23 protein-coding genes, 1 tRNA gene and 1 pseudogene are annotated in these 22,631 nt (G+C 73.9%); 15 read left to right on the top strand and 10 right to left on the bottom strand.

The features are described 5' to 3' along the window. Positions 1-37 precede the first annotated feature (37 nt). On the top strand, positions 38-799 hold the full coding sequence (locus EMA09_RS16560; protein WP_129841798.1) for a phosphoglyceromutase: 762 nt from the start codon (positions 38-40) through the stop codon (positions 797-799). Between the two features lie 82 nt (positions 800-881). Next, the gene (locus EMA09_RS16565) at positions 882-2,228 is read left to right on the top strand and encodes a histidine kinase (RefSeq protein ID WP_129841799.1); all 1,347 of its coding nucleotides are present in this window, start codon (positions 882-884) and stop codon (positions 2,226-2,228) included. Here the strand turns inward: EMA09_RS16565 and EMA09_RS28410 are convergent. Together EMA09_RS28410 and phoU are read right to left on the bottom strand one after the other, a co-directional pair. After that, a complete protein-coding gene (locus EMA09_RS28410) occupies positions 2,204-2,368 on the bottom strand; it encodes a hypothetical protein (RefSeq protein WP_168220744.1) in 165 nt (54 codons plus the stop codon). The two genes, EMA09_RS16565 and EMA09_RS28410, sit on opposite strands and share 25 nt — an antisense overlap. Positions 2,369-2,492: 124 nt before the next feature. Further along, positions 2,493-3,167 (bottom strand): phosphate signaling complex protein PhoU, encoded by a 675-nt coding sequence (gene phoU, locus EMA09_RS16570; RefSeq protein WP_129841800.1) that lies wholly within the window; start codon positions 3,165-3,167, stop codon positions 2,493-2,495. A 181-nt stretch (positions 3,168-3,348) separates the two neighbouring features. On the opposite strand from phoU, the gene EMA09_RS16575 reads away from it, so the two are divergent. Both EMA09_RS16575 and EMA09_RS16580 read left to right on the top strand, forming a co-directional pair. Then, positions 3,349-4,668 carry an ATP-binding protein gene (locus tag EMA09_RS16575; protein ID WP_129841801.1) on the top strand — a complete coding sequence of 440 codons (1,320 nt, stop codon included), beginning with the start codon at positions 3,349-3,351 and terminating at the stop codon, positions 4,666-4,668. Next, a pseudogene (locus EMA09_RS16580) lies at positions 4,665-5,344 on the top strand (response regulator transcription factor). Before EMA09_RS16575 ends, EMA09_RS16580 begins: the two are co-directional and overlap by 4 nt. Before the next feature lie 68 nt (positions 5,345-5,412). On the opposite strand, the gene EMA09_RS16585 reads toward EMA09_RS16580, so the two are convergent. Then, positions 5,413-6,219: a DUF461 domain-containing protein gene (locus EMA09_RS16585; protein WP_129841802.1), complete on the bottom strand. Its 807-nt coding sequence runs from the start codon at positions 6,217-6,219 to the stop codon at positions 5,413-5,415. 473 nt (positions 6,220-6,692) lie between these two features. Between EMA09_RS16585 and EMA09_RS16595 the strand changes: the two genes are divergently transcribed. The 7 genes from EMA09_RS16595 (at position 6,693) to EMA09_RS16625 (ending at position 13,407) form a co-directional block, all read left to right on the top strand. After that, entirely contained in the window at positions 6,693-7,175 is a 483-nt protein-coding gene (locus EMA09_RS16595; RefSeq protein ID WP_129841803.1) for a CarD family transcriptional regulator, read from the top strand. 247 nt (positions 7,176-7,422) lie between these two features. After that, positions 7,423-8,190, top strand: coding sequence for a 2-C-methyl-D-erythritol 4-phosphate cytidylyltransferase (gene ispD, locus EMA09_RS16600; RefSeq protein WP_129841804.1), 768 nt, complete (start codon positions 7,423-7,425; stop codon positions 8,188-8,190). Next, a complete protein-coding gene (gene ispF / locus EMA09_RS16605; RefSeq protein ID WP_129841805.1) occupies positions 8,180-8,683 on the top strand; it encodes a 2-C-methyl-D-erythritol 2,4-cyclodiphosphate synthase in 504 nt (167 codons plus the stop codon). The genes ispD and ispF overlap by 11 nt, the downstream gene beginning before the upstream one ends. A gap of 48 nt (positions 8,684-8,731) precedes the next feature. Beyond that, complete coding sequence (gene cysS, locus EMA09_RS16610; RefSeq protein ID WP_129841806.1) at positions 8,732-10,126, top strand: cysteine--tRNA ligase; 1,395 nt, start codon at positions 8,732-8,734, stop codon at positions 10,124-10,126. A gap of 14 nt (positions 10,127-10,140) precedes the next feature. Further along, the gene (rlmB, locus tag EMA09_RS16615) at positions 10,141-11,094 is read left to right on the top strand and encodes a 23S rRNA (guanosine(2251)-2'-O)-methyltransferase RlmB (protein ID WP_129841807.1); all 954 of its coding nucleotides are present in this window, start codon (positions 10,141-10,143) and stop codon (positions 11,092-11,094) included. Positions 11,095-11,236: 142 nt separating this feature from the next. Then, the gene (locus tag EMA09_RS16620) at positions 11,237-12,787 is read left to right on the top strand and encodes a DoxX family membrane protein (protein WP_240796432.1); all 1,551 of its coding nucleotides are present in this window, start codon (positions 11,237-11,239) and stop codon (positions 12,785-12,787) included. Between the two features lie 176 nt (positions 12,788-12,963). Beyond that, on the top strand, positions 12,964-13,407 hold the full coding sequence (locus EMA09_RS16625; RefSeq protein ID WP_129841809.1) for a hypothetical protein: 444 nt from the start codon (positions 12,964-12,966) through the stop codon (positions 13,405-13,407). Positions 13,408-13,493: 86 nt separating this feature from the next. Here the strand turns inward: EMA09_RS16625 and EMA09_RS16630 are convergent, their stop codons facing one another. The 3 genes from EMA09_RS16630 to ugpC form a co-directional block, all read right to left on the bottom strand. Beyond that, on the bottom strand, positions 13,494-14,222 hold the full coding sequence (locus EMA09_RS16630; protein WP_129841810.1) for a nucleotidyltransferase family protein: 729 nt from the start codon (positions 14,220-14,222) through the stop codon (positions 13,494-13,496). A gap of 17 nt (positions 14,223-14,239) precedes the next feature. Next, the gene (locus EMA09_RS16635; protein ID WP_129841811.1) at positions 14,240-14,641 is read right to left on the bottom strand and encodes a hypothetical protein; all 402 of its coding nucleotides are present in this window, start codon (positions 14,639-14,641) and stop codon (positions 14,240-14,242) included. A gap of 201 nt (positions 14,642-14,842) precedes the next feature. Next, a complete protein-coding gene (gene ugpC, locus EMA09_RS16640; protein ID WP_129841812.1) occupies positions 14,843-15,973 on the bottom strand; it encodes a sn-glycerol-3-phosphate ABC transporter ATP-binding protein UgpC in 1,131 nt (376 codons plus the stop codon). Positions 15,974-16,227: 254 nt separating this feature from the next. Here ugpC and EMA09_RS16645 point away from each other — a divergent pair. Further along, positions 16,228-16,301: transfer RNA gene (locus EMA09_RS16645), tRNA-Thr, on the top strand. Between the two features lie 73 nt (positions 16,302-16,374). On the opposite strand, the gene EMA09_RS16650 is transcribed toward EMA09_RS16645, so the two are convergent. Next, a complete protein-coding gene (locus EMA09_RS16650; protein WP_129841813.1) occupies positions 16,375-16,581 on the bottom strand; it encodes a hypothetical protein in 207 nt (68 codons plus the stop codon). Between the two features lie 199 nt (positions 16,582-16,780). Between EMA09_RS16650 and EMA09_RS16655 the strand changes: the two genes are divergently transcribed. After that, the gene (locus EMA09_RS16655; protein WP_129841814.1) at positions 16,781-18,922 is read left to right on the top strand and encodes an alpha-galactosidase; all 2,142 of its coding nucleotides are present in this window, start codon (positions 16,781-16,783) and stop codon (positions 18,920-18,922) included. A gap of 21 nt (positions 18,923-18,943) precedes the next feature. Here the strand turns inward: EMA09_RS16655 and EMA09_RS16660 are convergent, their stop codons facing one another. Then, positions 18,944-19,966 carry a zinc-binding dehydrogenase gene (locus EMA09_RS16660; protein WP_129841815.1) on the bottom strand — a complete coding sequence of 341 codons (1,023 nt, stop codon included), beginning with the start codon at positions 19,964-19,966 and terminating at the stop codon, positions 18,944-18,946. Between the two features lie 118 nt (positions 19,967-20,084). On the opposite strand from EMA09_RS16660, the gene EMA09_RS16665 reads away from it, so the two are divergent. Next, positions 20,085-20,771, top strand: coding sequence for a pentapeptide repeat-containing protein (locus tag EMA09_RS16665; RefSeq protein WP_129841816.1), 687 nt, complete (start codon positions 20,085-20,087; stop codon positions 20,769-20,771). A gap of 95 nt (positions 20,772-20,866) precedes the next feature. On the opposite strand, the gene EMA09_RS16670 is transcribed toward EMA09_RS16665, so the two are convergent. Beyond that, positions 20,867-21,442 carry a TerD family protein gene (locus EMA09_RS16670; RefSeq protein ID WP_129841817.1) on the bottom strand — a complete coding sequence of 192 codons (576 nt, stop codon included), beginning with the start codon at positions 21,440-21,442 and terminating at the stop codon, positions 20,867-20,869. A 150-nt stretch (positions 21,443-21,592) separates the two neighbouring features. Here EMA09_RS16670 and arfB point away from each other — a divergent pair, with 150 nt between their 5' ends. Next, positions 21,593-22,033, top strand: a complete 441-nt coding sequence (gene arfB / locus EMA09_RS16675; protein WP_129841818.1) for an alternative ribosome rescue aminoacyl-tRNA hydrolase ArfB — start codon at positions 21,593-21,595, stop codon at positions 22,031-22,033. A gap of 18 nt (positions 22,034-22,051) precedes the next feature. On the opposite strand, the gene EMA09_RS16680 is transcribed toward arfB, so the two are convergent. Next, the gene (locus tag EMA09_RS16680) at positions 22,052-22,552 is read right to left on the bottom strand and encodes a flavin reductase family protein (RefSeq protein WP_129844081.1); all 501 of its coding nucleotides are present in this window, start codon (positions 22,550-22,552) and stop codon (positions 22,052-22,054) included. Between the last annotated feature and the right edge of the window lie 79 nt (positions 22,553-22,631).

The following is a 22,631-nucleotide window of genomic DNA, read 5'->3' on the forward strand; positions in this document are numbered from 1 at the left end:
TCCTCGCCCCGCCACCTGCGCCGTTTACGCTCGCCTCATGGCCGACGCACCGTACAAGCTGATCCTCCTCCGCCACGGCGAGAGCGAGTGGAACGCCAAGAACCTGTTCACCGGCTGGGTGGATGTCAACCTCAACGACAAGGGCGAGAAGGAGGCGGTCCGCGGCGGTGAGCTGCTGAGGGAGGCCGGGCTCCTCCCCGACGTGCTGCACACCTCCGTGCTGAAGCGCGCCATCCGCACCGCCACCCTCGCCCTCGACGCGGCCGACCGCGCGTGGATCCCGGTCCGCCGCTCCTGGCGCCTCAACGAGCGCCACTACGGCGCGCTCCAGGGCAAGGACAAGGCGGCGACGCTCGCCGAGTTCGGCGAGGAGCAGTTCATGAAGTGGCGCCGCTCCTACGACACCCCGCCGCCGGTGCTGGCGGACGGCGCCGAGTGGTCCCAGAGCGACGACCCGCGCTACGCGGCCATCCCGAGCGAGCTGCGCCCGCGCACCGAGTGCCTGAAGGACGTCGTCGTCCGCATGCTGCCGTACTGGTACGACGGCATCGTGCCCGACCTGAACACCGGCCGCACCGTCCTGGTCACCGCCCACGGCAACAGCCTGCGCGCCCTCGTGAAGCACCTCGACGGCGTCTCGGACGACGACATCGTCGGCCTGAACATCCCGACCGGCATCCCGCTGCTGTACGAACTGGACGCCGACTACCGCCCGGTCACCCCCGGCGGCACCTACCTCGACCCCGAGGCCGCCCGCGCCTCCATCGAGGCCGTGAAGAACCAGGGCAAGAAGAAGTAGACCCACCCCGGTCCGCCGGCCGCCGGCCGGTGCCGGCGGCGGGCCGGGCCGGTCCGCGGGGTGGGCGCTTACGCTCGAAGGCATGGACGAGACCCGTGCCCCGTGGCAGCGTTCCTGGCTGCTGCCGGGAGCGCTGCTCGCCGACGGCGACGGCGCGGGTCCCCGCACCCCGCGCGACTGGTGCGTCGACACCGTCCTGTTCGTCTGGTCCGCCGCCGTGTGGGCCGTCCTGGCCGCCGGGCTGCCCGAGCGCGAGAACCTGCCGCACTGGCTCCTCGTCGCCGACCCCGTCCTCGGTGCCCTCGCGTGCGCCGCCGTCTGGTGGCGCCGCCGTCATCCCCTCGCTCTCGCGGTCGCGCTGATACCCGTGGGCGCCGTCTCGGTCACCGTCTTCGGCGCCCTCACCGTCACGATCCTCGGCCTCGGCCTGCGCGTCCCCCGCCGTACCGCGTGGGGCGTCCTCGCCGCGCACGTCGCGCTGTCCCTGCCGTACGTCTTCGTCTTCAAGGACCCGGGATCGCACACCTCGCCCTGGGCGGCCGCCGCGTTCCTGGTCACGTACTACCTGTTCTTCTATGCCTGGGGCGCGGCGCTCCGCGCCCGCCGGCAGCTCGTCGTCCGGTACCGCGACGACGCCCGCAGGGAGCGCGCCGAGCACGCTCGCCGCCTGGCGGACGCCCGGCACGCCGAGCGCGAGGCCATCGCCCGCGAGATGCACGACGTCCTCGCCCACCGCATCTCCCTGCTGTCCGTCCACGCGGGTGCCCTCGCCCACCGCACCGGCCCCCGCACAGACGGGCACACCGCGCCGCCGCTGACCGACGCCGAGATCCACGACAGCGCCGAACTCATCAGGGACACCGCCCACCAGGCCCTGGAGGAGCTGCGCGAGGTCCTCACCGTGCTGCGCGGCCACGCGTCCGGCGGGCCGGCCGGGGGCCGCGCCGGCATGGCCGGCCTGGAGGACCTGGTCACGGACGCCGTGCGCGCCGGCCAGCGCGTCACCCTGACCCGCTCCCACGGCGCGACGGACGCCTCGTCCCCGCGCGGCTCCGTGCAGCGCACGGCGTACCGCGTCGTCCAGGAGGGTCTGACGAACGCCCGCAAGCACGCGCCCGGCGCGCCCGTCACCGTCACGGTCACCGGCGGCCCGGGGCAGGGCCTGACCGTCACCGTGCGCAATCCTCTGGCGGGCTTCCCGGCGGATGCCACGCCGATCCCCGGCGCCGGGGCCGGGCTCACCGGGCTGGAGGAGCGCGCCGCCCTCGACGGCGGCACCCTCACCCACGGCCCGGCCGGCGGCGCGTTCGAACTGGTCGCCGCCCTCCCCTGGACCACGAGCGCCCCGGTCACCGACCGGCGGACGGTGACCGGGGCGCCGGAGCGGACGGGCGGCGCCACGGGTCAGCCGCAGTTGCCCCCGCACTGACAGCCCGAGCCCGACTGGCAGCCGCAGCTGCAGCCGGACGAGCAGCCGCAGCCGCTCAGCAGCGGCAGCGGACGGCGGTCCTTCGGCGTGACGGGCTCGGCCTTCGTGATCGGGGCAGGTGAGGCCGGTGAAGCAGCCATGGAACCCTCTCCTCGGACAGCGGAACGGCGACCGCCCGGCTCGGACGGCCTCCCGCCCCATTGGACGCGCGCCCCGCCCCCGCCGGTCAACCGCGCGCGACGGGCGCGCGGGCGCACCGTCGGCTCAGACCGTGGGCTCCGGCTCCGGCGAGAACTCGTCGGCGTGCTCACCCGTCACCAGGAACACCATGCGCCGCGCGATCGACACCGCGTGGTCGGCGAACCGCTCGTAGTAGCGGCCCAGCAGGGTGACGTCCACAGCGGTCTCGATGCCGTGCTTCCAGCGCTCGTCCAGCAGGTGGCTGAACAGGGTGCGGTGCAGCGAGTCCATCTCGTCGTCGTCCTGTTCGAGCTGCATCGCCAGGTCGACGTCCTTCGTGATCAGCACCTCGGTGGCCTTCGCCATCAGCCGCTGCGCCAGCTGCCCCATCTCGAGGATCGTCGCCGAGAGGTCGCGCGGCACCGCCGAATCGGGGAAGCGCAGCCGCGCCACCTTGGCGACATGCTGCGCCAGGTCGCCGCAGCGCTCCAGGTCGGCGCTCATCCGCAGGCTCGTCACCACGATCCGCAGGTCCGTCGCGACCGGCTGCTGGCGCGCCAGGAGGGCTATCGCCGCGTTCTCCAGGTCGCGGTGCATCTCGTCCACCCGATCGTCGGCGGCGATCACGCTCTCCGCCAGCTTCAGGTCCGCGTCCAGCATCGCGGTCGTCGCCCGGCCGATGGCCGAGCCGACGAACCTGGCCATCTCCACCAGGCTGTCGCTGACCGCGTCGAGCTCCTCGTGATACGCGTCACGCATGACCGTTCGTCCTTCCTCACCACCGGGCTGCTGTCGCGTCCCAACCTCGGTCGGGAAAGCGGACACCGCCGACCCGCCAAGTGAACCATCACTGTCACCAAGGTGAACTCTCGTCGGCCTCCGGACGAGCATCTCCGTTCGTCCCTGTGGCCGACGTCCGTCACGCGCATACCCTGAGCCCATGGACGTGAACGCGGCGGTCGCCGCAGTGGCGGCGATCGCCGGTCTGTGCACCGGCGTCATCGCCATGCTGGCATTCCGGCTGAGCGAGCGCGAGCGAACGCGCCCGCCCCGCCCGGTCCAGCCGGTCGAGCCCACGCTGCCACCCGGCGTCGACACCGTCCTGTCCGTCCTGCGGTCGTCCGCGGTCGTGCTGGACGAGCGCGACGGCGTGGTGAAGGCCAGCTCGGCCGCCTACGCCCTCGGGCTGGTCCGCGGCGGGCGGCTGGCCGTCGAACCGATGCTCAAGATGGCCCGCGACACCCGCCGCGACGGCGAGATCCGCCAGGTGGAGCTGGACCTGCCCCGCCAGGGCCGGGTGGGCCGCCCCGACGTGCTCGCCGTCTCCGCCCGCTCCGCGCCGCTCGGCGCGCGCCTCGTCCTGCTCCTGGTCGAGGACCTGACGGAGGCCCGCCGCATCGAGGCCGTCCGCCGCGACTTCGTGGCCAACGTCAGCCACGAGCTGAAGACGCCGGCCGGCGCCCTGTCCCTGCTGTCCGAGGCCGTGATCGACGCCGCCGACGACCCCGAGGCCGTCGTCCGCTTCGCCGGCCGCATGCAGAACGAGGCCACCCGCCTCACCAACCTCATCCAGGAGCTGATCGACCTCTCACGCGTCCAGGACAACGACATGCTGGCCTCGGCCGAGCCGGTCGCCGTCGAGGAGCTGGTCACCGAGGCCATCGACCGCTGCCGCCAGCAGGCCGGCACCAAGTCCATCACCATCGCGTCGGGCGGTACCGCGGGCCTCACCGTCTGGGGCAACCGCGGCCAGCTCGCCGCCGCGCTCGGCAACCTCGTCGAGAACGCGGTCAACTACAGCCCGCCCCACACCCGTGTCGCCATCGCGGCCTCCCGCGCCCCGGGCCGGCGCGGCGAACTCATCGAGATCGCCGTCACCGACCAGGGCATCGGCATCCCCGAGACGGACCGCGAGCGCATCTTCGAGCGCTTCTACCGCGTCGACCCGGCCAGGTCCCGCGCCACCGGCGGCACCGGTCTCGGGCTCGCCATCGTCAAGCACGTGGCCGCCTCGCACGGCGGGGAGGTCATGGTGTGGAGCGCCGAGGGGCAGGGCTCCACCTTCACACTGCGCCTGCCGGACCCCGGCAGCGCACAGGAGCGCCGGCACGCGGCCCGCCGTGAGCGGGACGCGCTGGGCGGCGCCCTCCACGAACCGGCGGAGTTCCCCGACAGCGCCGACACGGTCGTCGCCGCGGAGACGGGACCGGAGCCGCATCCCACCCGCACCAACGATTCTCCCCGGGAGGTCCTCCCGTGACCCGAGTTCTCGTCGTCGAGGATGAGGAATCCTTCAGCGACGCCCTGTCGTACATGCTCCGCAAGGAGGGCTTCGAGGTCGCCGTGGCGGCGACCGGACCCGATGGCCTGGACGAGTTCGAGCGCAACGGCGCCGATCTCGTCCTGCTCGACCTGATGCTGCCCGGCCTGCCGGGCACCGAGGTCTGCCGCCAGCTGCGCGGCCGCTCCAATGTCCCGGTGATCATGGTGACCGCCAAGGACAGCGAGATCGACAAGGTCGTCGGTCTCGAGATAGGCGCCGACGACTACGTCACCAAACCGTTCTCCTCACGGGAACTGGTCGCCCGCATCCGCGCCGTCCTGCGCCGCAGGGGGAGTCGGAGGAGGAGAGCCCGGCCGCCCTGGAGGCCGGACCCGTCCGCATGGACGTGGACCGGCACGTCGTCACCGTCGCCGGGCGCAAGGTCGACCTGCCGCTGAAGGAGTTCGACCTGCTGGCCATGCTCCTGCGCAACGCGGGCCGCGTCCTCACCCGCATGCAGCTGATCGACCGCGTCTGGGGCGCCGACTACGTGGGCGACACGAAGACGCTCGACGTGCACGTCAAGCGGCTGCGGGCCAAGATCGAGCCCGACCCGGGGGCACCCCGCTACCTGGTCACCGTCCGGGGGCTCGGATACAAGTTCGAGCCGTGACAGCGGTGACGGCATGACATGAGGAGGGCGGGTCCGCGACCACGGACCCGCCCTCCTCATGTGCGGTCTCAGCCGAGCGTGCCGTCCTCGGACCCGCCGTCCTGCTCGATGCCGTCCGTCTGCCCGGTGCCGTCGGTCCCGGTCCCGTCGGTCTCGGTCCCGTCGGTCTGCCCGGTGTCCCCGGACTGCTCCGTGCCGTCCGCGCTGTCGCCGCCGGCCTCGTCCTCCTCGGAGCCGGAGCCCTGGTCCGGGTCCTGCTCGTTGGGCTCGCCGGTCTCCCCGGTCTCGCCCGCCTCGTCCCCGGCCTCGGCGCCATCGGCGGGCTCACGGCCCGGCGCCTGCGACTCCTCGCCGCCGGCCGACGGCGAGGGACCCCAGCCCCCGTAGTAGTCGAAGGCGCCGTCGTCCGGGACGACGCGCGCCCGCAGCTCGATGTCGCCGGTCTCGCTCAGCACGAAGACCAGCTCCTGCGCCTCGCCCAGCGAGATGTCGGCGCTCTCCGGGTCGTCGATGACGGCGGCCGCGTGGTCCTCGCCGCCGAGGGAGACGGAGCCGTGGGCCGGGACGACGACGCCGCCCGATCCGTCCGCCGGGATCAGCCGGGCTTCCCCGTCGCCGCCGGGGAGCCGCACGGCCTGCAGGGTCTGGTCCTCGTCGCCGTCGTTGAACAGCCGCGCGACGACGGCCGCCCGGTCGCCGCCGTCGGGGTAGACGACGTTCACGTTCTGGACCTTGATGGTGTCCACGTGAGCGTTCGCCTGGTCGGGGCGGATCTGGCTCGTGTCGGCGTCGTGCCCGGCGCCGCAGGCCGTCAGCCCGGCGAGCGGGAACGCGAAGAAGGCGGCGGCCACGCCGCGTCGAAGGCTGCTGCTCACGGCGGCGGCATCTCCTCGGTACGGTCAGGATGATCTCTCGGGGCTTCAGAGTACCGACCACTCCCGCACCATCCGCATCCGGCCCACCCGGGAGTGGTGTGCGGTAATTGGCTGCATTCCGCCGTCCGCGTCATGATCAATTCTTCGATGACGGGACAAACGCACGCATCGTTCGCGCGAGCGGCCCCCGAAACCGGTCCGATGGCGATCAATTTTTGGACAAACTCCGGACAAAACGGACAGTTTCCCGTGGTCGGCGGAACTCTTTCCGGCGCCCCGGCGCATAGCGGCGCGAACCAGCCGGACCGCCGGACCCCCGCTCCCACCTGCGCATACCCGCCGAAGCCGTCGCCCCGAAGCACGCCCCGGGGGCCGTTGTCAACCCCCGAGATAGGGTCTGACCTGCGAAAACGTCATACGGAGGACGGTCCTCCCGTGTTAGGATGGAGAGCCACGGAAGGGGTACCTGTCACATGACGTTCAAGGTTGGCGACACCGTGGTCTATCCCCATCACGGGGCCGCGACGATCGAGGCCATCGAAACCCGCCCGATCAAGGGCGTGGACAAGATCTACTTGGTGTTGAAGGTCGCGCAGGGTGACCTGGAAGTGCGCGTGCCGGCGGAAAACGCCGAACTCGTCGGTGTGCGCGATGTAGTCGGACAGGACGGTCTGGACCGGGTCTTCGAGGTGCTGCGCGCGCCGTACGCCGAGGAGCCGACCAACTGGTCCCGTCGTTACAAGGCGAATCTCGAGAAGCTGGCCTCGGGCGACGTCATCAAGGTCGCCGAGGTCGTCCGCGACCTGTGGCGCCGCGAGCGTGAGCGCGGCCTGTCCGCGGGTGAGAAGCGCATGCTCGCCAAGGCCCGCCAGATCCTGGTCAGCGAGCTCGCGCTCGCCGAGGCCACCAACGAGGACAAGGCCGAGTCCCTCCTGGACGAGGTGCTCGCTTCCTGACCCGGCCGCCCGGTGCGCGCACCGGAGCCGTGTGCCACCGAACTGTCGCAGCGCCCGACTGGCATGCCAGTGCCACAGGGCGCTGCGGCATGTGAACCCCCCGCTCCGCCGCTCCGCGGAGCGCGTGCCGGGACCCGGCCGCGTGGGCCGGCTCGACCGGACAGCACGGAAGGGTTCCGGTCGGGCGTGCCCGGCACGCTGAGGCCATACCCACGACCGCCCCGCGAACAAACCTGTGGACCGATTCATGGCACACATCACGCCGTCGCACGCCGGGTTCCCCCGAACGGCCGCCGTCATTCCGGCCGCGGGGCGCGGGGTCCGGCTCGGCCCCGGCATCCCCAAGGCGATGCGTCCCCTGGGCGGCGTACCCATGCTCGTCCACGCCGTGCACGCCATGGCGAGCTCCGCCGCCGTCTCCCTCGTGGTCGTCGTCGCCCCGCCCGGTGACGAGGAGGGGCTCGCGAAGGTCCGCGCGCTCCTGGCCGAGCACCCGCCCGCGTCCGGGGCGGAGCTGGCCGTGGTCCCCGGCGGCGCCACCCGCCAGGAGTCCGTGCGCCTCGGCCTCGCCGCGCTCCCCGACGACGTGGCGGTCGTCCTCGTCCACGACGCCGCCCGCCCCCTGGTGCCGGCCGCGACCGTGGACGCCGTCGTCGCCGCCGTGGCGGCCGGCGCCCCCGCCGTGGTCCCCGCCCTCCCGGTCACCGACACCGTGAAGCGCGTCGCGGCGCCCGCCGCCGTCCCCGGCGCTCCCGAGCCCGTCGTGGCGACGCCCGACCGCGCCCTGCTGCGCGCCGTGCAGACCCCGCAGGGCTTCGACCGCGCCACCCTGGCCGCCGCCCACGCACGGCACGCCGAGGACGACGCCACCGACTGCGCCGGGCTCGTCGAGCGGCTCGGCCTGCCGGTCGTCCTCGTCCCCGGGCACGAGGAGGCGTTCAAGGTCACCCGTCCGCTCGACCTCGTGCTCGCCGAGGCCGTGCTCGCCCGCAGGAGGACCGACGATGCCCACTGAGCCGGCCGGAGCGCCGCTGCCCCGCGTCGGGGTCGGGACCGACGTGCACGCCTTCGAGGAGGGGCGCCCGCTGTGGTGCGCCGGGCTGCACTGGCCGGACGCCGCGTACGGCCTCGCGGGCCACTCGGACGGCGACGTCGCCGCGCACGCCGCGTGCGACGCCCTCTTCTCCGCCGCCGGCCTCGGCGACCTCGGCGCCCACTTCGGCACCGACCGGCCCGAGTGGGCCGGCGCCGCGGGGACGGCGCTGCTCTCCGAGGCCGCCCGTATCGTCGTGGCGGAGGGCTTCACCATCGGCAATGTCGCGATCCAGGTGATCGGCGTCCGCCCCAAGATCGGCACCCGGCGGGCCGAGGCCCAGCGGGCGCTGTCGGCCGCCGCCGGCGCGCCGGTGTCCGTCTCGGGCACCACGACGGACGGCCTCGGCCTGACGGGCCGGGGCGACGGCCTCGCCGCGATCGCGACGGCGCTGCTGCTGCCCCCGCGGGCCTGACGAACTCGGGCGGGCGGGGCGTGCCCGGCCGCCCACTACTCTTGAGACGTGACCCTTCGCCTGTATGACACCAGCGCCCGGCAGATCCGTGACTTCGTCCCGGCCGTGCCGGGCTGTGTCTCGATCTACCTGTGCGGCGCGACCGTCCAGGCGGCACCGCACATCGGGCACGTGCGGTCGGGCGTGAGCTTCGACATCATGCGCCGCTGGTTCGCCCACCGCGGCTACGACGTGACGTTCGTCCGCAACGTCACGGACATCGACGACAAGATCCTCGCCAAGAGCGCCGAGCAGGACCGGCCGTGGTGGGCCATCGCCTTCGAGAACGAGCGCGCCTTCGACGCCGCGTACGCCGTCCTCGGCTGCCTCCCGCCCACGCACCAGCCCCGTGCCACCGGGCACGTCCCGGAGATGGTCGCGATGATGCGCGTCCTCATCGACCGGGGCCACGCCTACCCGGCCGACGGGAACGTCTACTTCGACGTGCGCTCGTTCCCGGGCTACCTCTCGCTGTCCAACCAGGACCTCGACCAGCTCCTGCAGCCCGCGGGCGAGGGGGAGACGGGCAAGCGCGACCCGCGCGACTTCGCGCTGTGGAAGGCGGCCAAGCCCGGCGAGCCGAGCTGGGAGACCCCGTGGGGACCCGGCCGCCCCGGCTGGCACCTGGAGTGCTCGGCCATGGCGCACGCCTACCTCGGCGAGACGTTCGACGTGCACGGCGGCGGCATCGACCTGGTCTTCCCGCACCACGAGAACGAGATCGCCCAGTCCCGCGCCTTCGGTGACGCGTTCGCCCGCTACTGGGTGCACAACGCCTGGGTCACCATGGCCGGCGAGAAGATGAGCAAGTCCCTCGGGAACTCGGTCCTCGTCCTCGACATGGCCGCGAGGTGGCGGCCGATCGTGCTGCGCTACTACCTCGGGACGCCGCACTACCGTTCCACCGTCGAGTACAGCGAGGCCGCGCTCGCCGAGGCGGACGCCGCGTTCTCCCGGATCGAGGGCTTCCTGACGCGCGCGGTCGAGCAGGCGGGGCCGGTCGCGCCCGCCGCCGCCGTGCCGGCGGACTTCGCCGCCGCCATGGACGAGGACCTGGGCGTCCCGCAGGCCCTGGCCGTCGTGCACACCACCGTGCGGCAGGGCAACGCCGCGCTGGCCGAGGGCGACAAGGAGTCCGTCGTGTCGCTGGCCGCGCAGGTGCGCGCCATGCTCGGCGTGCTCGGCCTCGACCCGTTCGACCCCGTGTGGGCCGGCCCGTCCGCCGGGCGCGGAGCGGAGCTGACCGGCGTCGTGGACACGCTGGTCGGGCTCGTGCTCGCGCAGCGGCAGGCCGCCCGCGAGCGGCGGGACTACGGGACCGCCGACGCCATCCGTGATGAACTCCAGTCCGCCGGCCTGGTCATCGAGGACACCCCCAGTGGTCCCCGCTGGGAACTCAGTTAGGACACCGAAGAGACATGCCAGGCAACAGCTCGCGCCCCAACCGCCGCACCAGCAACAAGAAGGGGCCGCAGATCGGGAGCGGCGGGCAGCGCCGGAAGGGCCTGAAGGGCAAGGGGCCGACGCCGGCCGCCGAGATGCGCACGGGCCACCCCAAGCAGCGGGCGGCGCAGGCGCGCGAGAAGGCGGCCGCGCGGCGCCCGAAGAACGGGAGGGGCGGCGGCCGTTCCTCGTCCGAGCTGGTCGTCGGCCGCAACCCCGTGGTGGAGGCGCTGCGCGGCGGCGTCCCCGCGACCACGCTGTACGTGCAGCAGTTCCTCGACACGGACGACCGGGTGACCGAGGCCGTCAAGCTCGCGATGGACCGCGGCGGCATCAACCTGCTGGAGGCCCCGCGGGCCGAGCTGGACCGCATCACCGGCGGTCTCGCGCACCAGGGCATCGCGCTCCAGGTCCCGCCGTACGAGTACGCCCACCCGGACGACCTGCTCGACGCCGCCGCCGACGCGGGGCAGGACGCGCTCATCGTCGCGCTCGACGGGGTCACCGATCCGCGCAACCTCGGCGCCATCGTGCGGTCGGCCGCCGCGTTCGGCGGGCACGGCGTCGTGGTGCCCGAGCGCCGCGCCGCCGGGATGACGGCCACCGCGTGGAAGACGTCGGCCGGCACCGCGGCCCGTACGCCCGTCGCGCGCGCCACCAACCTGACCCGCACGCTGCAGAACTACCAGAAGGCCGGGCTCACGGTCGTCGGTCTCGCCGCGGACGGCGCGGCCGGTGTCGCGGAGACGCCGGCGCTCGACGGACCGGTCGTCGTCGTCATCGGCAGCGAGGGCAAGGGGCTCTCCCGGCTCGTCGGGGAGACCTGCGACGTGCTCGTCCGCATCCCGATGCCGGGTGGCGCCGAGTCGCTGAACGCGGGTGTCGCCGCCGGTGTGGTGCTCTACGAGGCGGCCCGCCGCCGCGGCTGAACGCCCCGGTGCCGCCCGGGACTTCCCGGCGGCACCGGGTGTTTGACGGGTCGCGGACAGGATTTCCGGGGCCGAGGCAGTGTCTTAAGTCCTGTCACTCAGTTAGATGAGTGTGGACACCAGAACACCTCGCGGGCCCGCGGTGGACGAACCGGTGCTGAGCATGGTCAAGGTGCCGTGCGACCCCGCCCAGGTCGTCGTGAACCATGTCAGTTTCCGGGTGCAGCTCCCCGGCCCGTCCCCGGTGAGCGGAGCGGTCGGCGCGTTCGCCCGTGTCGGCCGGGTGCCGGTCGCGGCGGCGGGGCGCCGCCGTCCCGTCGTGTGGACGGGCCGCAGCGCCCCCGGGGACCCGGGCGCCGGCGCGCTGGTCCAGGCCGTCCGCGGCGCGGGAGCCGACCGCGCCGACATCGCGACGGCCACGCAGGTGCTCCCGCGCGTCCGGCCGATCGTCGCGCCGCGCGCCCCGATCGCCCCCGAGCTGACGCGCCCGCTGCCCGCCGTGCCGCCGGCGCGCGGCGCGTCGGACGGCGCCGTGCCCGCCCCGGCCGGCGCGACCGGCGGCGACCCGGCGGACACCGCCTCGCTCGACGCCGTTCCCGCGGCCGCGCCGCGCCGCGCCGCCGACAGCCGCCGCACCGCGTACGCGCCGGGCCGCCGCACCAGCCGGATGAGCCTCGGCGTCGTCCTGCTGCCGCTGCGCGTCCTGCTCGGTTTCATCGCCATCTACGCCGGCATGGGCAAGCTCACCGACCCCGTCTACTTCGACGGCGGCGCGCGCGGCTCGCTCTACACCTGGCTCGACTCGCTCCAGCCGTGGACCGTCGCCGAGCCGCTGCACGCGTGGGCGCTCGCGCACCCGATCGGCGCGGGTCTTTCGGTGGCGTTCCTCCAGATCATCGTGGGCGTCCTCACGGTCTTCGGGCTGTGGCAGCGGTTCGCCGCCGCCCTCGGGGCGGCGCTGTCCCTCGCCCTGCTGGTCACCGTGAGCTGGCGCAACGGGCCGGCGTACGACACCCCGGACATCATCCTGTGCGCCGCCTGGAGCCCGCTGATCATCGCCGGCGCCCCCGTCTACTCGCTCGACTCCCGCCTGGCCACCGAGGCATGGCGCACGCTCGGTCCGCGCGCCCCCCTCGGCGACCTGCGGCGCCGGGTCCTGCGGCGCGGCACGCTGCTGGCCACCCTGCTCATCGGTCTCGCGCTGCTCATCGGCTCGATGCTGGGCAGCGCGGTGCGGTCGGCGGCGTTCCCCGAGGTGCCCGAGCCGGGCAGCCCGCCGCGCAACCACCTGCCGGGGCAGCCGCTGCCGGGCACCGAGGAGGAGACCGGCGGGCGTGACGGCGCGTCCAGCGGTCCGTCCGCGGGCGCGGGCGCCGAGGACGGGACCGAGGAGGAGGCGGCCGGGGAGACCGGTGAGGCGGAGGGCTCCGAGGCGTCCGTCTCGACCGGCCCGACCGCCGGTGCCGGTGCCTCGGAGGAGGCCGCCGAGGACGCGGGTCAGCAGGCGCCGCCGGTCGAGCAGACCGTTCCCGCGCCGGAGCAGACCGCGCCGCCCGCGGACACCGGCACGCCGGAGGAGCCCGCCGGCAGCCAGGAGCCCGACGGCGCCGGTGACGCCGGCGAGCAGGACGCGCCCGCTGAGGACGGGGGTGAGCAGAGCAGCCTCGGCCCCATCGGCGGGCTGCTCGGTTAGGTGAGGTCCTGGGGTAGGTGACGAGTCCGGCGGGCCGGTGACACGAGTCACCGGCCCGCCGGCGCGCCGCGGGCGTCCAGGCAACCCGCTCCACGGAATGCCCGAGTGAGGGAGTGGCCCCGTCGGTGCCTCAGTGTCTTGACCTCAAGCCCGCATGAACTTCTAGAGTCGCTGCCATGGTGACGAACGAGGAACCTGCCATCTCACGCAGCAACGCCGGCGTTCTGCCGACGGCACAACGAAGGATTCTGCTCGTCGGTGTCGATCCGACGCTGGTCGACTTCCGGACGATGCCGGATCTGGACGCTGCCCGGGTTCGCGCCGCCAGCGCGGCGAACCACGCAGGGCTCACGGCGCTTGGCTTCACCGTGGAGACGTGCGTCATCGACCTCGGTGCGACGGCGGAGGCGGTGCTGAAGGAGGCATTGTCGAGCGGCGACTTCGATTGCGTGATGATCGGCGCCGGGGTTCGGGTGGTGCCGGAGAACGTCCTGTTGTTCGAACGTGTCATCAACGTTGTCCATCGGCATGCTCCTCGGGCCGCCATCTGCTTCAACACCAGCCCGGGTGACACGGTGGAGACCGCGAGGCGCAGTCTCGCCGCCTGGGCGAACCGGTAGCGAGTGGGACCATCATCGCGCCAGCGCCGTGCCGAGCATCCGGGACGGCCGGCGTTGCACTCTCCCCCGCGGCGCGGCGTGCGGTGTCAGCCGCCCGCCAGCTCCCGGGCCGCTTCCGTGAGGTCCTTCGCGGTGTCGATCGCCCGCCAGTACGCGCCCTGGGGGAGGGGGAAGCCGGCGAGGCGGCGTTCCCTGGCGAGACGGGGGAACGTGGTGCGCTCGTGGTCGCCCCGGTCCGGCAGCAGGGGGGTGAACGAGGCGGCGAACACGTAGACGCCCGCGTTGATGAGGTACGGCGACGGCGGGGCCTCGATGAAGTCGAGGACATGGCCGAACTCGTCGGTGTCCACCGCGCCCCAGGGGATGCGGGGGCGGGCGAGGGCCAGGGTGGCCGTGGCGTCCCGCTCGGCGTGGAACGCGGCCATCTCCCGGAGGGAGAAGCGGGTCCAGATGTCGCCGTTGGTCGCGAACCAGGGTTCGCCGGGGCGGGGAAGGGCCGCGGCGGCGTGCTTGAGGCCGCCGCCGCGCCCCAGGGGCTCGGACTCCACGACGGTGCTGACGCGCAGGGGCAGGTCGGCGTGGTCGAGCCAGTCGCTCAGGACGTCGGCGAGGTGGCCGCAGGAGACCACCGCGTCCGTCACGCCCTCGCGGGCGAGCCAGGAGAGCTGGTGCCCGATGATGGGGACGCCCGTGCCGGGGATCTCCACCATGGGCTTGGGCCGGTCGTCCGTGTAGGGGCGGAGCCGTGAACCCTGACCGCCGGCCAGGATCACGGCCTGCGTCGGCTGCGGGGCGTCGTGCGGGGCCTGCGTCATGCCCGCAGCCTACGGGGTCACTCGGCGGCGGCCACGCCCGAGGCGTAGGAGGTGTCACAGACCGGGCGGGCGTGCTGCTGGGCACGGCGGGTGCTGCCGTACTTCTCGACGGCCGCCTCGCCGAGGGCCTGCGCGATGTCGGCGCAGTGGGGGGCGAGCGACGGGTCGCTGTCCACGGCCTCCTGGAGGGCGGTGAGGGCCACGCTCGGGTCCTCCTGGCGGAGGGTGGTGAGCAGACGCTCCTGGAGGGCGGCCTCGGGGGTCAGCTCCTCCTCGCCGGTGGAGGCGGTGAGGACGGTGTCGTCGGCGGGGCCGCCGACCCACGGGACGCGGGAGACGGCCAGGGTCCCGGACAGCACCAGGACGACCGGGAGGGCGATGGCGAGCGTGCGGCCGATGTGTCGGAGTGCCTGATTCACTGGTGGTCTTCCTCGCGAAGGGACACTGGCCCGACGATGGTAGCGAGGCGGAGCGTTTCAGTGACACTCGGTCACTCTGACGAGTGATGAAGAAGGGGAGGAAGCGGCCTCCGGGTTGACGCGGGAACGGCACGGGGCCGCCGCTCCGCGGGTGGCGGAACGGCGGCCCCGGTGTCGTACGGGTCGCCCGGCGGGCTCGCGTCAGCTCAGGCGCTCGCCGGTGCCGGCGGCGAACACGTGGGTCTCGCCCGGCCGCGGGACGACGTTCAGCGTGGCGCCGCGCTCGGGGACGTCACGGCTGTCGACGCGGATGACGAGGTCCTTGTCCTCCCCGCCGATCTTCGCGGTGCCGAAGATGTAGCCGTCGGCGCCGGTCTCCTCGACGACGTTGACGGTGACGGCGAGGCCGGCGGCCTCCTTCTCGTCGGCCTTCTCCAGGGAGGCGGCCTCGCCGCCGGCGGTGACCACGGCGAAGTGCTCGGGGCGGCAGCCGACGACGACGTGGGTGTCGCCCTTGGACTGGGCCTCGGTCAGCGCGGTGCGCTCGACCGGGACGACGCTGTTGCCGAACTTGACGCCGCCGTCGGTGATCGGGACCTCGATCAGGTTCATGGCGGGGGAGCCGATGAAGCCGGCGACGAACAGGTTGGCGGGCTTGTCGTACATGTTCCGCGGGGAGTCGATCTGCTGCAGGACACCGTCCTTCAGCACCGCGACGCGGTCGCCCATGGTCATGGCCTCGACCTGGTCGTGCGTGACGTACACCGTGGTGACGCCGAGGCGGCGCTGGAGGCCGGCGATCTGCGTACGGGTCTGGACGCGGAGCTTGGCGTCGAGGTTCGACAGCGGCTCGTCCATGAGGAAGACCTGCGGCTCGCGGACGATGGCGCGGCCCATGGCGACACGCTGGCGCTGACCGCCGGAGAGCGCCTTCGGCTTGCGGTCGAGGTACTCGGTGAGGTCGAGGATCTTCGCGGCTTCCTCGACCTTGGTCCGGATGTCCGTCTTGTTGACGCCCGCGATCTTGAGGGCGAAGCCCATGTTCTGGGCGACGGTCATGTGCGGGTAGAGCGCGTAGTTCTGGAACACCATGGCGATGTCCCGGTCCTTCGGCGGCAGGTGGGTGACGTCGCGGTCACCGATGCGGATGGCGCCGGCGTTCACGTCCTCCAGGCCCGCGAGCATGCGCAGGGAGGTGGACTTGCCGCAGCCGGACGGGCCGACCAGCACCAGGAACTCGCCATCGGCGATCTCGATGTCGAGCTGGTCCACGGCGGGCTTGTCGCCGCCGGGGTAGATGCGGGTGGCCTTGTCGTACGTGACGGTTGCCATGGTGCAGTTGTCTCCTTCTACCGGCAGGAACGTGCCGGACGATCCGAGTAGGAAGGTGTGACGTCCATATGTATGGACGGCACCCGCAACCTAACGCGAAACACGGCGTTCTGTCAGTAGGCGGGGGAAAAGACGCACGTGTTAAGCAGCGAGAACGGCCCGGTGAACACGGAGCGTGATGCGCAGGGGGTGATTTTCGGACAAGGCCCCGGCGCGGTGGCCGCCCGCCGTGTACGCTGGAGCGGCTTCACGTCGCCGCCTTAGCTCAGCCGGCCAGAGCAGCTGTCTTGTAAACAGCAGGTCGTCGGTTCGAATCCGACAGGCGGCTCCCGTGACGACGGCCCCCGCCGGGCGGTGCGATCCCCGGCGGGGGCCGTCCTCGTACCGGCCGCCGGGCCGCCTCACTCGTGCCGGGGCGTGCAGGGGACGGGCGCCCGGCAGGTGTGACCGCCGCCCCGGCAGTGGCGGCAGCGGTGCGGTGCCGCGAGACCCTGACCACGGCCCGACGCGGGCACGTACAGCGTCTCCCTGAACTCGACGCACTGCCCGGCGCACGCCTGGCACTGCCGGTGCGGTCCGGGGCAGTCGCCGGTTCCTGGCTGGTCCATGCGGCGGTCCTCCCGCGTTCCGTGGACAGAGGGTGACGGCGGGCCGCCGTCGTCCCGTACGGAATGCTGGCCCGGCGTGGCGCCGTGTAATCCCGGACGCCGCCCCGCGTGGTGGGGGCGGGGGCCGCCTTGACGGTGCGGGGTGGCGGATGCGGAAAATATCGCGCACGAGTCAACAGGTTCGATCAGAGGATTGTCGATGCGCGACGGGACCTACCTTCACTTCCGGTCGGCGGGGACCAGCCTGGTGCTGGACTGCGGCGGGACCGGGCTGCCCCGTGTCGCGCACTGGGGGGCCGATCTCGGCGAGCTGTCGCAGGACGCGCTCGCCGCACTGGTGCGGGCCGGCGTCCCGCAGGTCGTCTGGAACGCGGTCGACGTCGTCGTCCCGGTCAGCACCCTGCCCGAGCACTCCGCCGGCTGGCAGGGGACGCCGGGCCTGACGGGACACCGCGCCGGCGCCGACTTCTCCACCGCCTTCACCGTCACCGCCCTGCGCGCCGAGGACCGGCGGGCCGTCGTGGACGCCGAGGACCCGATCGCCGAACTCCGGCTGCGCCTGGAGATCGAGCTGACCGCGTCCGGCCTCGTCCGGCAGCGCGCCACCGTCACCAGCCGGGCCGGCGCCGGCGCGCCGCCGTTCACCGTGGACGGGGTGCTCCTCGCCCTCCCGATCCCCGACCGCGCCGTGGAACTCCTCGACATGACCGGCCGCCACCTGCGGGAACGCAGCCCGCAGCGGCACGCGTTCACCATCGGGTCGCACCTGCGCGAGAACCGCAGGGGCCGCACCGGCACCGACGCGGTCACCGTCCACGCGGCGGGCGAGCGGGACTTCGGCTTCCGCCACGGCGAGGTCTGGGGCCTGCACGTGGCGTGGAGCGGCAACGGCAGGTCCCTCGCCGAGCGCACGAACAACGGCGTCTCGCTGCTGGCCGGCGGCGAGCTGCTGCTGCCCGGCGAGATCGCGCTCGGCAGCGACGAGTCGTACACCACGCCCTGGGTCTACGGCGCCTACGGCCGCACCGGGCTCGACGAACTGGCCGGCCGGTTCCACGGCCACCTGCGCGGGCGCCCCGGGCACCCGCGCTCGCCGCGGCCCGTCACGCTCAACGTGTGGGAGGCCGTGTACTTCGACCACGACCTCGACCGGCTGAAGCAGCTCGCCGACGCCGCCGCCGAGGTGGGCGCCGAGCGCTTCGTGCTGGACGACGGCTGGTTCCGCGGCCGGCGCGACGACCAGGCGGGGCTCGGCGACTGGTACGTGGACGAGACGGTGTGGCCGGACGGGCTGCACCCGCTGGCCGACTACGTGCGGGGCCTCGGCCTCGAGTTCGGCCTGTGGGTCGAGCCGGAGATGGTCAACCCGAACTCGGACCTGTTCCGCGCCCACCCCGACTGGGTCCTGGCCACCGGCGACCGGCTGCCGCCCGAGTCGCGCAACCAGCACGTCCTCGACCTCGGCAGGACCGAGTGCTTCGACTACCTCCTGGAGCGCCTCGACGCCCTGGTGACGGAGTACCGGCTCACCTACCTCAAGTGGGACCACAACCGCGACCTCGTCGAGGCCGGGCACCAGCCCACCGGGCGGGCCGGCGTGCACGCCCAGACGGAGGCCGTCTACCGGCTCCTCGACACGCTGCGCGCCCGCCACCCCGGCCTGGAGATCGAGGCGTGCTCGTCCGGCGGCGGCCGCGTCGACCTCGGCATCCTGGAGCGCACCGACCGCGTGTGGACCAGCGACTGCATCGACGCCCTGGAGCGGCAGCGCATCCAGCGGTACACCGGGCTGCTGCTGCCCCCCGAACTGCTCGGCTCGCACGTCGGCTCGCCCGAGGCCCACACGACGGGCCGCAGGCACACCCTGGCCTTCCGGGCCGGCACCGCGCTGTTCGGGCACTTCGGGATCGAGTGGGACCTGACGAAGGCGGACGCGGCGGACCGCGCGGCGCTCGCGGAGTGGATCCGGCTGCACAAGCGGCTGCGCGGGCTGCTGCACAGCGGCACGGTCGTGCGCGGTGACCACCCGGACCCGGCGGTGTGGGTGCACGGTGTCGTCGCGCAGGACGCGTCGCGCGCGGTGTACGCGATCGCGCAGGTCGCCACCACCGTGCAGGCGCCGCCCGAGCGGGTGGCGCTGCCCGGCCTCGACCCGGACGCCGACTACCGCGTCACGCCGCTCGCGCCCGGCGACGAGGTGCGCGGCCCGGCGGCCGGTGTGCCGGGGTGGTGGGCCGACGGCGGTGTGACGCTGCCGGGGCGTGTCCTCGACGCGGTCGGCGTGCGGGCGCCCGTGCAGCACCCGGAGCGCCTGGTGCTGATCGAGGCCGTCCGGGTCTGACGGCGGCGCGGGAGGACCGGGTCAGGTACCGGACGGGCCGGTCGTGAGGACGACCTTGCCGGTGGTGGCCCGGTCCTCCAGGTCGCGGTGCGCGCGGGCCGCTTCGGCGAGCGGGTAGCGGGTGACGAGCGGGACGAACGTGCCGGCGGCCGCGTGGGCCAGGGCCTCCTCCTCCAGGAGGCGGAGGTTCCCCGGGCCGCCGATCCGCTCCAGCAGCGGGGGGCCGACCACGACGTGGGACGTGATGCCGCCGTCGGCCTGTTCGGCGGGCGTGAGGACGAGCGGGCCGCTCCCGGCGGCCGCGCCGTAGGACAGGTGCCGGCCGCCGCGCGCGACCAGCCCGACGGCGGCGCGGGCCGTATCGCCGCCGACGCCCTCGCACAGCAGGGTGACGGGCCGGGCGTCGCCGAGCGCGGCGCGTGCCCGGTCCGTCCAGTCGGGTGCGAGGTAGTCGAGGGCGAGATCGGCGCCGAGGCGGGCGACGGCGCCGGCTTTCGCGGGACCGCCGGCCGCGCCGACGACGCGGGCGCCGCGGTGCTTCGCGTACTGCGTCAGGAGGGTGCCGATGCCGCCGGCGGCGGCCAGGACGAGGACCGTGTCGTCCGGCGTGAGGTCGGCGAACCGCAGGATGCCCATCGTCATGCGGCCGGTGCCGAGCAGGGCCACGGCGTGGTCGGCCGCGAGCCCGTCCGGCAGGGCGTGGAGGTTCGCCGCGGCGGTGACGGCGCGTTCCGCGTAGCCGCCGGGGACGGGGCCGAGGTGGGCGGCGACGCGGCGGCCGAGCCAGGCGGGGTCCGTGTCCGGGCCGAGCGCGTCCACCGTGCCGGCGACCTCGCGGCCGGGGACGGTGGGGAGGCTGCGGGGGAACGGCAGGGGCGCCGTGCCGGCGGCTCCGGGGCCGCGGCGCAGCATCGTGTCGATGAGGTGGACCCCTGCGGCCTCGACGGCGATCCGCACCTCGCCCGGTCCCGGCACGGGGTCGGGGACGTCGTCGATGCGCAGATTCTCGGCGGGGCCGAAGGCGTGCAGGCGGATGGCGCGCATGGGCGGGCTCACTCCTTCTCGTGGCGGTGGGGCAGGGGAGCCACGCTAGGAGTTCAAGGGCGCTTGAGATCAAGGGGGAGCCGGGCCGGTTGTCAGTGGCGTGCGCCAGGATGACCCCATGACGCGTGGACGGGGTGCTCCGACGGTGCGGCGGCCCAGGGCGCCGCAGTTCTCCCTGCCGGAGCCCCGGCCGTTCGACGGGGCCGGGCTGGAGGAGGACGGCGACTACGACGGGCTCGAATTCGCCGATCTCGACCTGAGCGACGCGCGGGCGCGCGGCGCGGCGTTCCTCGACTGCGCGGTGCGCCGCTGCGTGCTGGACCGGGCGCGGCTCAAGCGGGCGCGGTTCGTGGACGGCGTCCTGGAGGAGGTGCGCGGCGTCGGCACCGACCTGGGGGAGGCCACGCTGCGGGACGTGGAGGTGCGGGAGGCGCGGCTCGGGGGCGTGCAGCTCTCCGGGGCCGTCCTGACCCGCGTCCTGGTGCGCGGCGGGAAGATCGAGTTCCTGAACCTGCGGCAGGCCGTGCTGACCGACGTGGCGTTCGAGAACTGCGTCCTGGTCGAGCCGGACTTCGCCGGCGCGCGCCTGGAGCGGGTCTCGTTCACCGACTGCGCGGTGCGGGACGCGGATCTCGGCGCCGAGGCCCTGCGGGACGTGGACCTGCGCGGCACCGCGTCCCTGACGCTCGCGCGCGGCCTGGACCGGCTGCGGGGCGCGGTGATCAGCCCGGAGCAGCTCATCGACCTCGCGCCGCACCTGGCCGCCCAGCTCGGCATCCGCGTGCTGGCCGAGGGGGAACGCTGACCCGGCGCGCGGCCCCGGCCGGGACGCGCCGGACCCCCCGTGGCCGCCGGTGACGGGGGCACGGGGGTCCGGGGAGCCGCTGCCCGCCCGGGGCGTCAGACGTTGACGCCGAAGTCCTGGGCGATGCCCGCGAGGCCCGAGGCGTAGCCCTGGCCGACCGCGCGGAACTTCCACTCCGCGCCGTTCCGGTACAGCTCGCCGAAGACCATCGCGGTCTCGGTGGAGGCGTCCTCGGTGAGGTCGTAGCGGGCGATCTCGACGCCGTCGCTCTGGTTCATGACGCGGATGAACGCGTTGCGGACCTGGCCGAAGTTCTGGTTCCGCGTGTCCGCCTGGTGGATGGAGACGGGGAAGACCACCTTGTCGACGTCGGCGGGCAGACCGGCCAGGTTGACCTTGATCTGCTCGTCGTCGCCCTCGCCCTGGCCGGTCAGGTTGTCACCGGTGTGCTCGATGGTGCCGTCCGGCGTGCGCAGGTTGTTGTAGAAGATGAAGTGCTGGTCGGAGACGATCTTGCCCGCCGCGTTCACGCCGAGGGCGCTCGCGTCGAGGTCGAAGTCCACGCCGGTGGTGGTGCGCACGTCCCACCCGAGGCCGACAGTGACGGCCGTCAGGCCGGGAGCTGCCTTGGTCAGCGAGACATTGCCGCCCTTGGACAGGCTGACACCCATGGTTGATCCCCTTTATCCGGTTCGCTCAGGATCGCTAGTGCGATGACGGTACTCTCACCCCTCACAACGCAGGCAGTGGGTGTGAGGGTTCCACCGGCGTGCCGGGACGCCGCCGAAAGAGGGATGCGCCGTCCGGGGGAGCGGGGGACCATGGAGGGCATGTCCGGTCCCTACCCCATCCGTGGCGCGGTCGGTCTTCCCGAGTCCGAACTGCGGTGGCGGTTCTCGCGCTCCTCGGGACCCGGCGGCCAGCACGTGAACACCAGCGACAGCCAGGTCGAGCTGCGGTTCGACCTGGCGGCGACCCGCGCCCTCCCCCAGGTGTGGAAGGAGCGCGCCCTCGAACGCCTCGCGGGCCGTCTGCGGGACGGCGTGCTCGTCGTCCGCGCGAGCGAGCACCGCTCGCAGTGGCTCAACCGCGACGCGGCGGCCCGGCGCATGGCGGCGCTGCTGGCCGAGGCGTCCGCGCCGCCCGCGCCCCCGCGCCGTGAGCGCAGGACACCGCGCGGGGTCACGGAGCGCCGGCTGCGCGCCAAGCACCACCGCGCGGAGGTGAAGCGGGGCCGCGGCCGGCAGGGCGGCTGGGACTGACCCGGCGGCCGCCTTGTGTCAGCCGAGGACCCGGTACCCGGCCCGGTAGTAGAGGAGCGGCCCGTCGGCCGGCGGCGGCAGCAGCGCCGTCAGGACGCGGCCGATCACCAGCGTGTGGTCGCCGGCGGGGACGCGCTGCTCGGTACGGCACTCCAGCGCGGTCAGGGCGCCCTTCACGAGCGGCGCGCCCGTCGTCCCGCCGAGGGTGTGCGGCACGTCCTGGAACAGCAGCCGGTCGCTCAGCCGTCCCTTCATCGCGAACCGCGCCGCCGTCGTCCGCTGCCCGGCGCCGAGGACGGCGGCGGCCCACAGCGGCTGACGTTCGAGGAGTTCGTCCATGCGGGAGCCCGTGCGTACGCTCACGAGCACCAGGGGCGGGTCCAGCGAGACGGACAGGAACGCCGTCGCCGTCATGCCGGCGGGGGCGCCGCGGGGGCCGTCCTCGTCGTCGTGCGCCGTGACCAGGACCACCCCCGCCGCCAGCCGCGCCATGGCCGCCCGGAAGTCGTCGGGACCGATCCCGCCGCTGTCGTCCGGCGTGGGGACGGGGTCGGGCGGGCGAGCGGCGCTGGACACGGAGGGTGACGACGACAGGGAC

It is taken from the genome of Streptomyces sp. RFCAC02, assembly GCF_004193175.1.
Classification (GTDB): Bacteria; Actinomycetota; Actinomycetes; order Streptomycetales; family Streptomycetaceae; genus Streptomyces.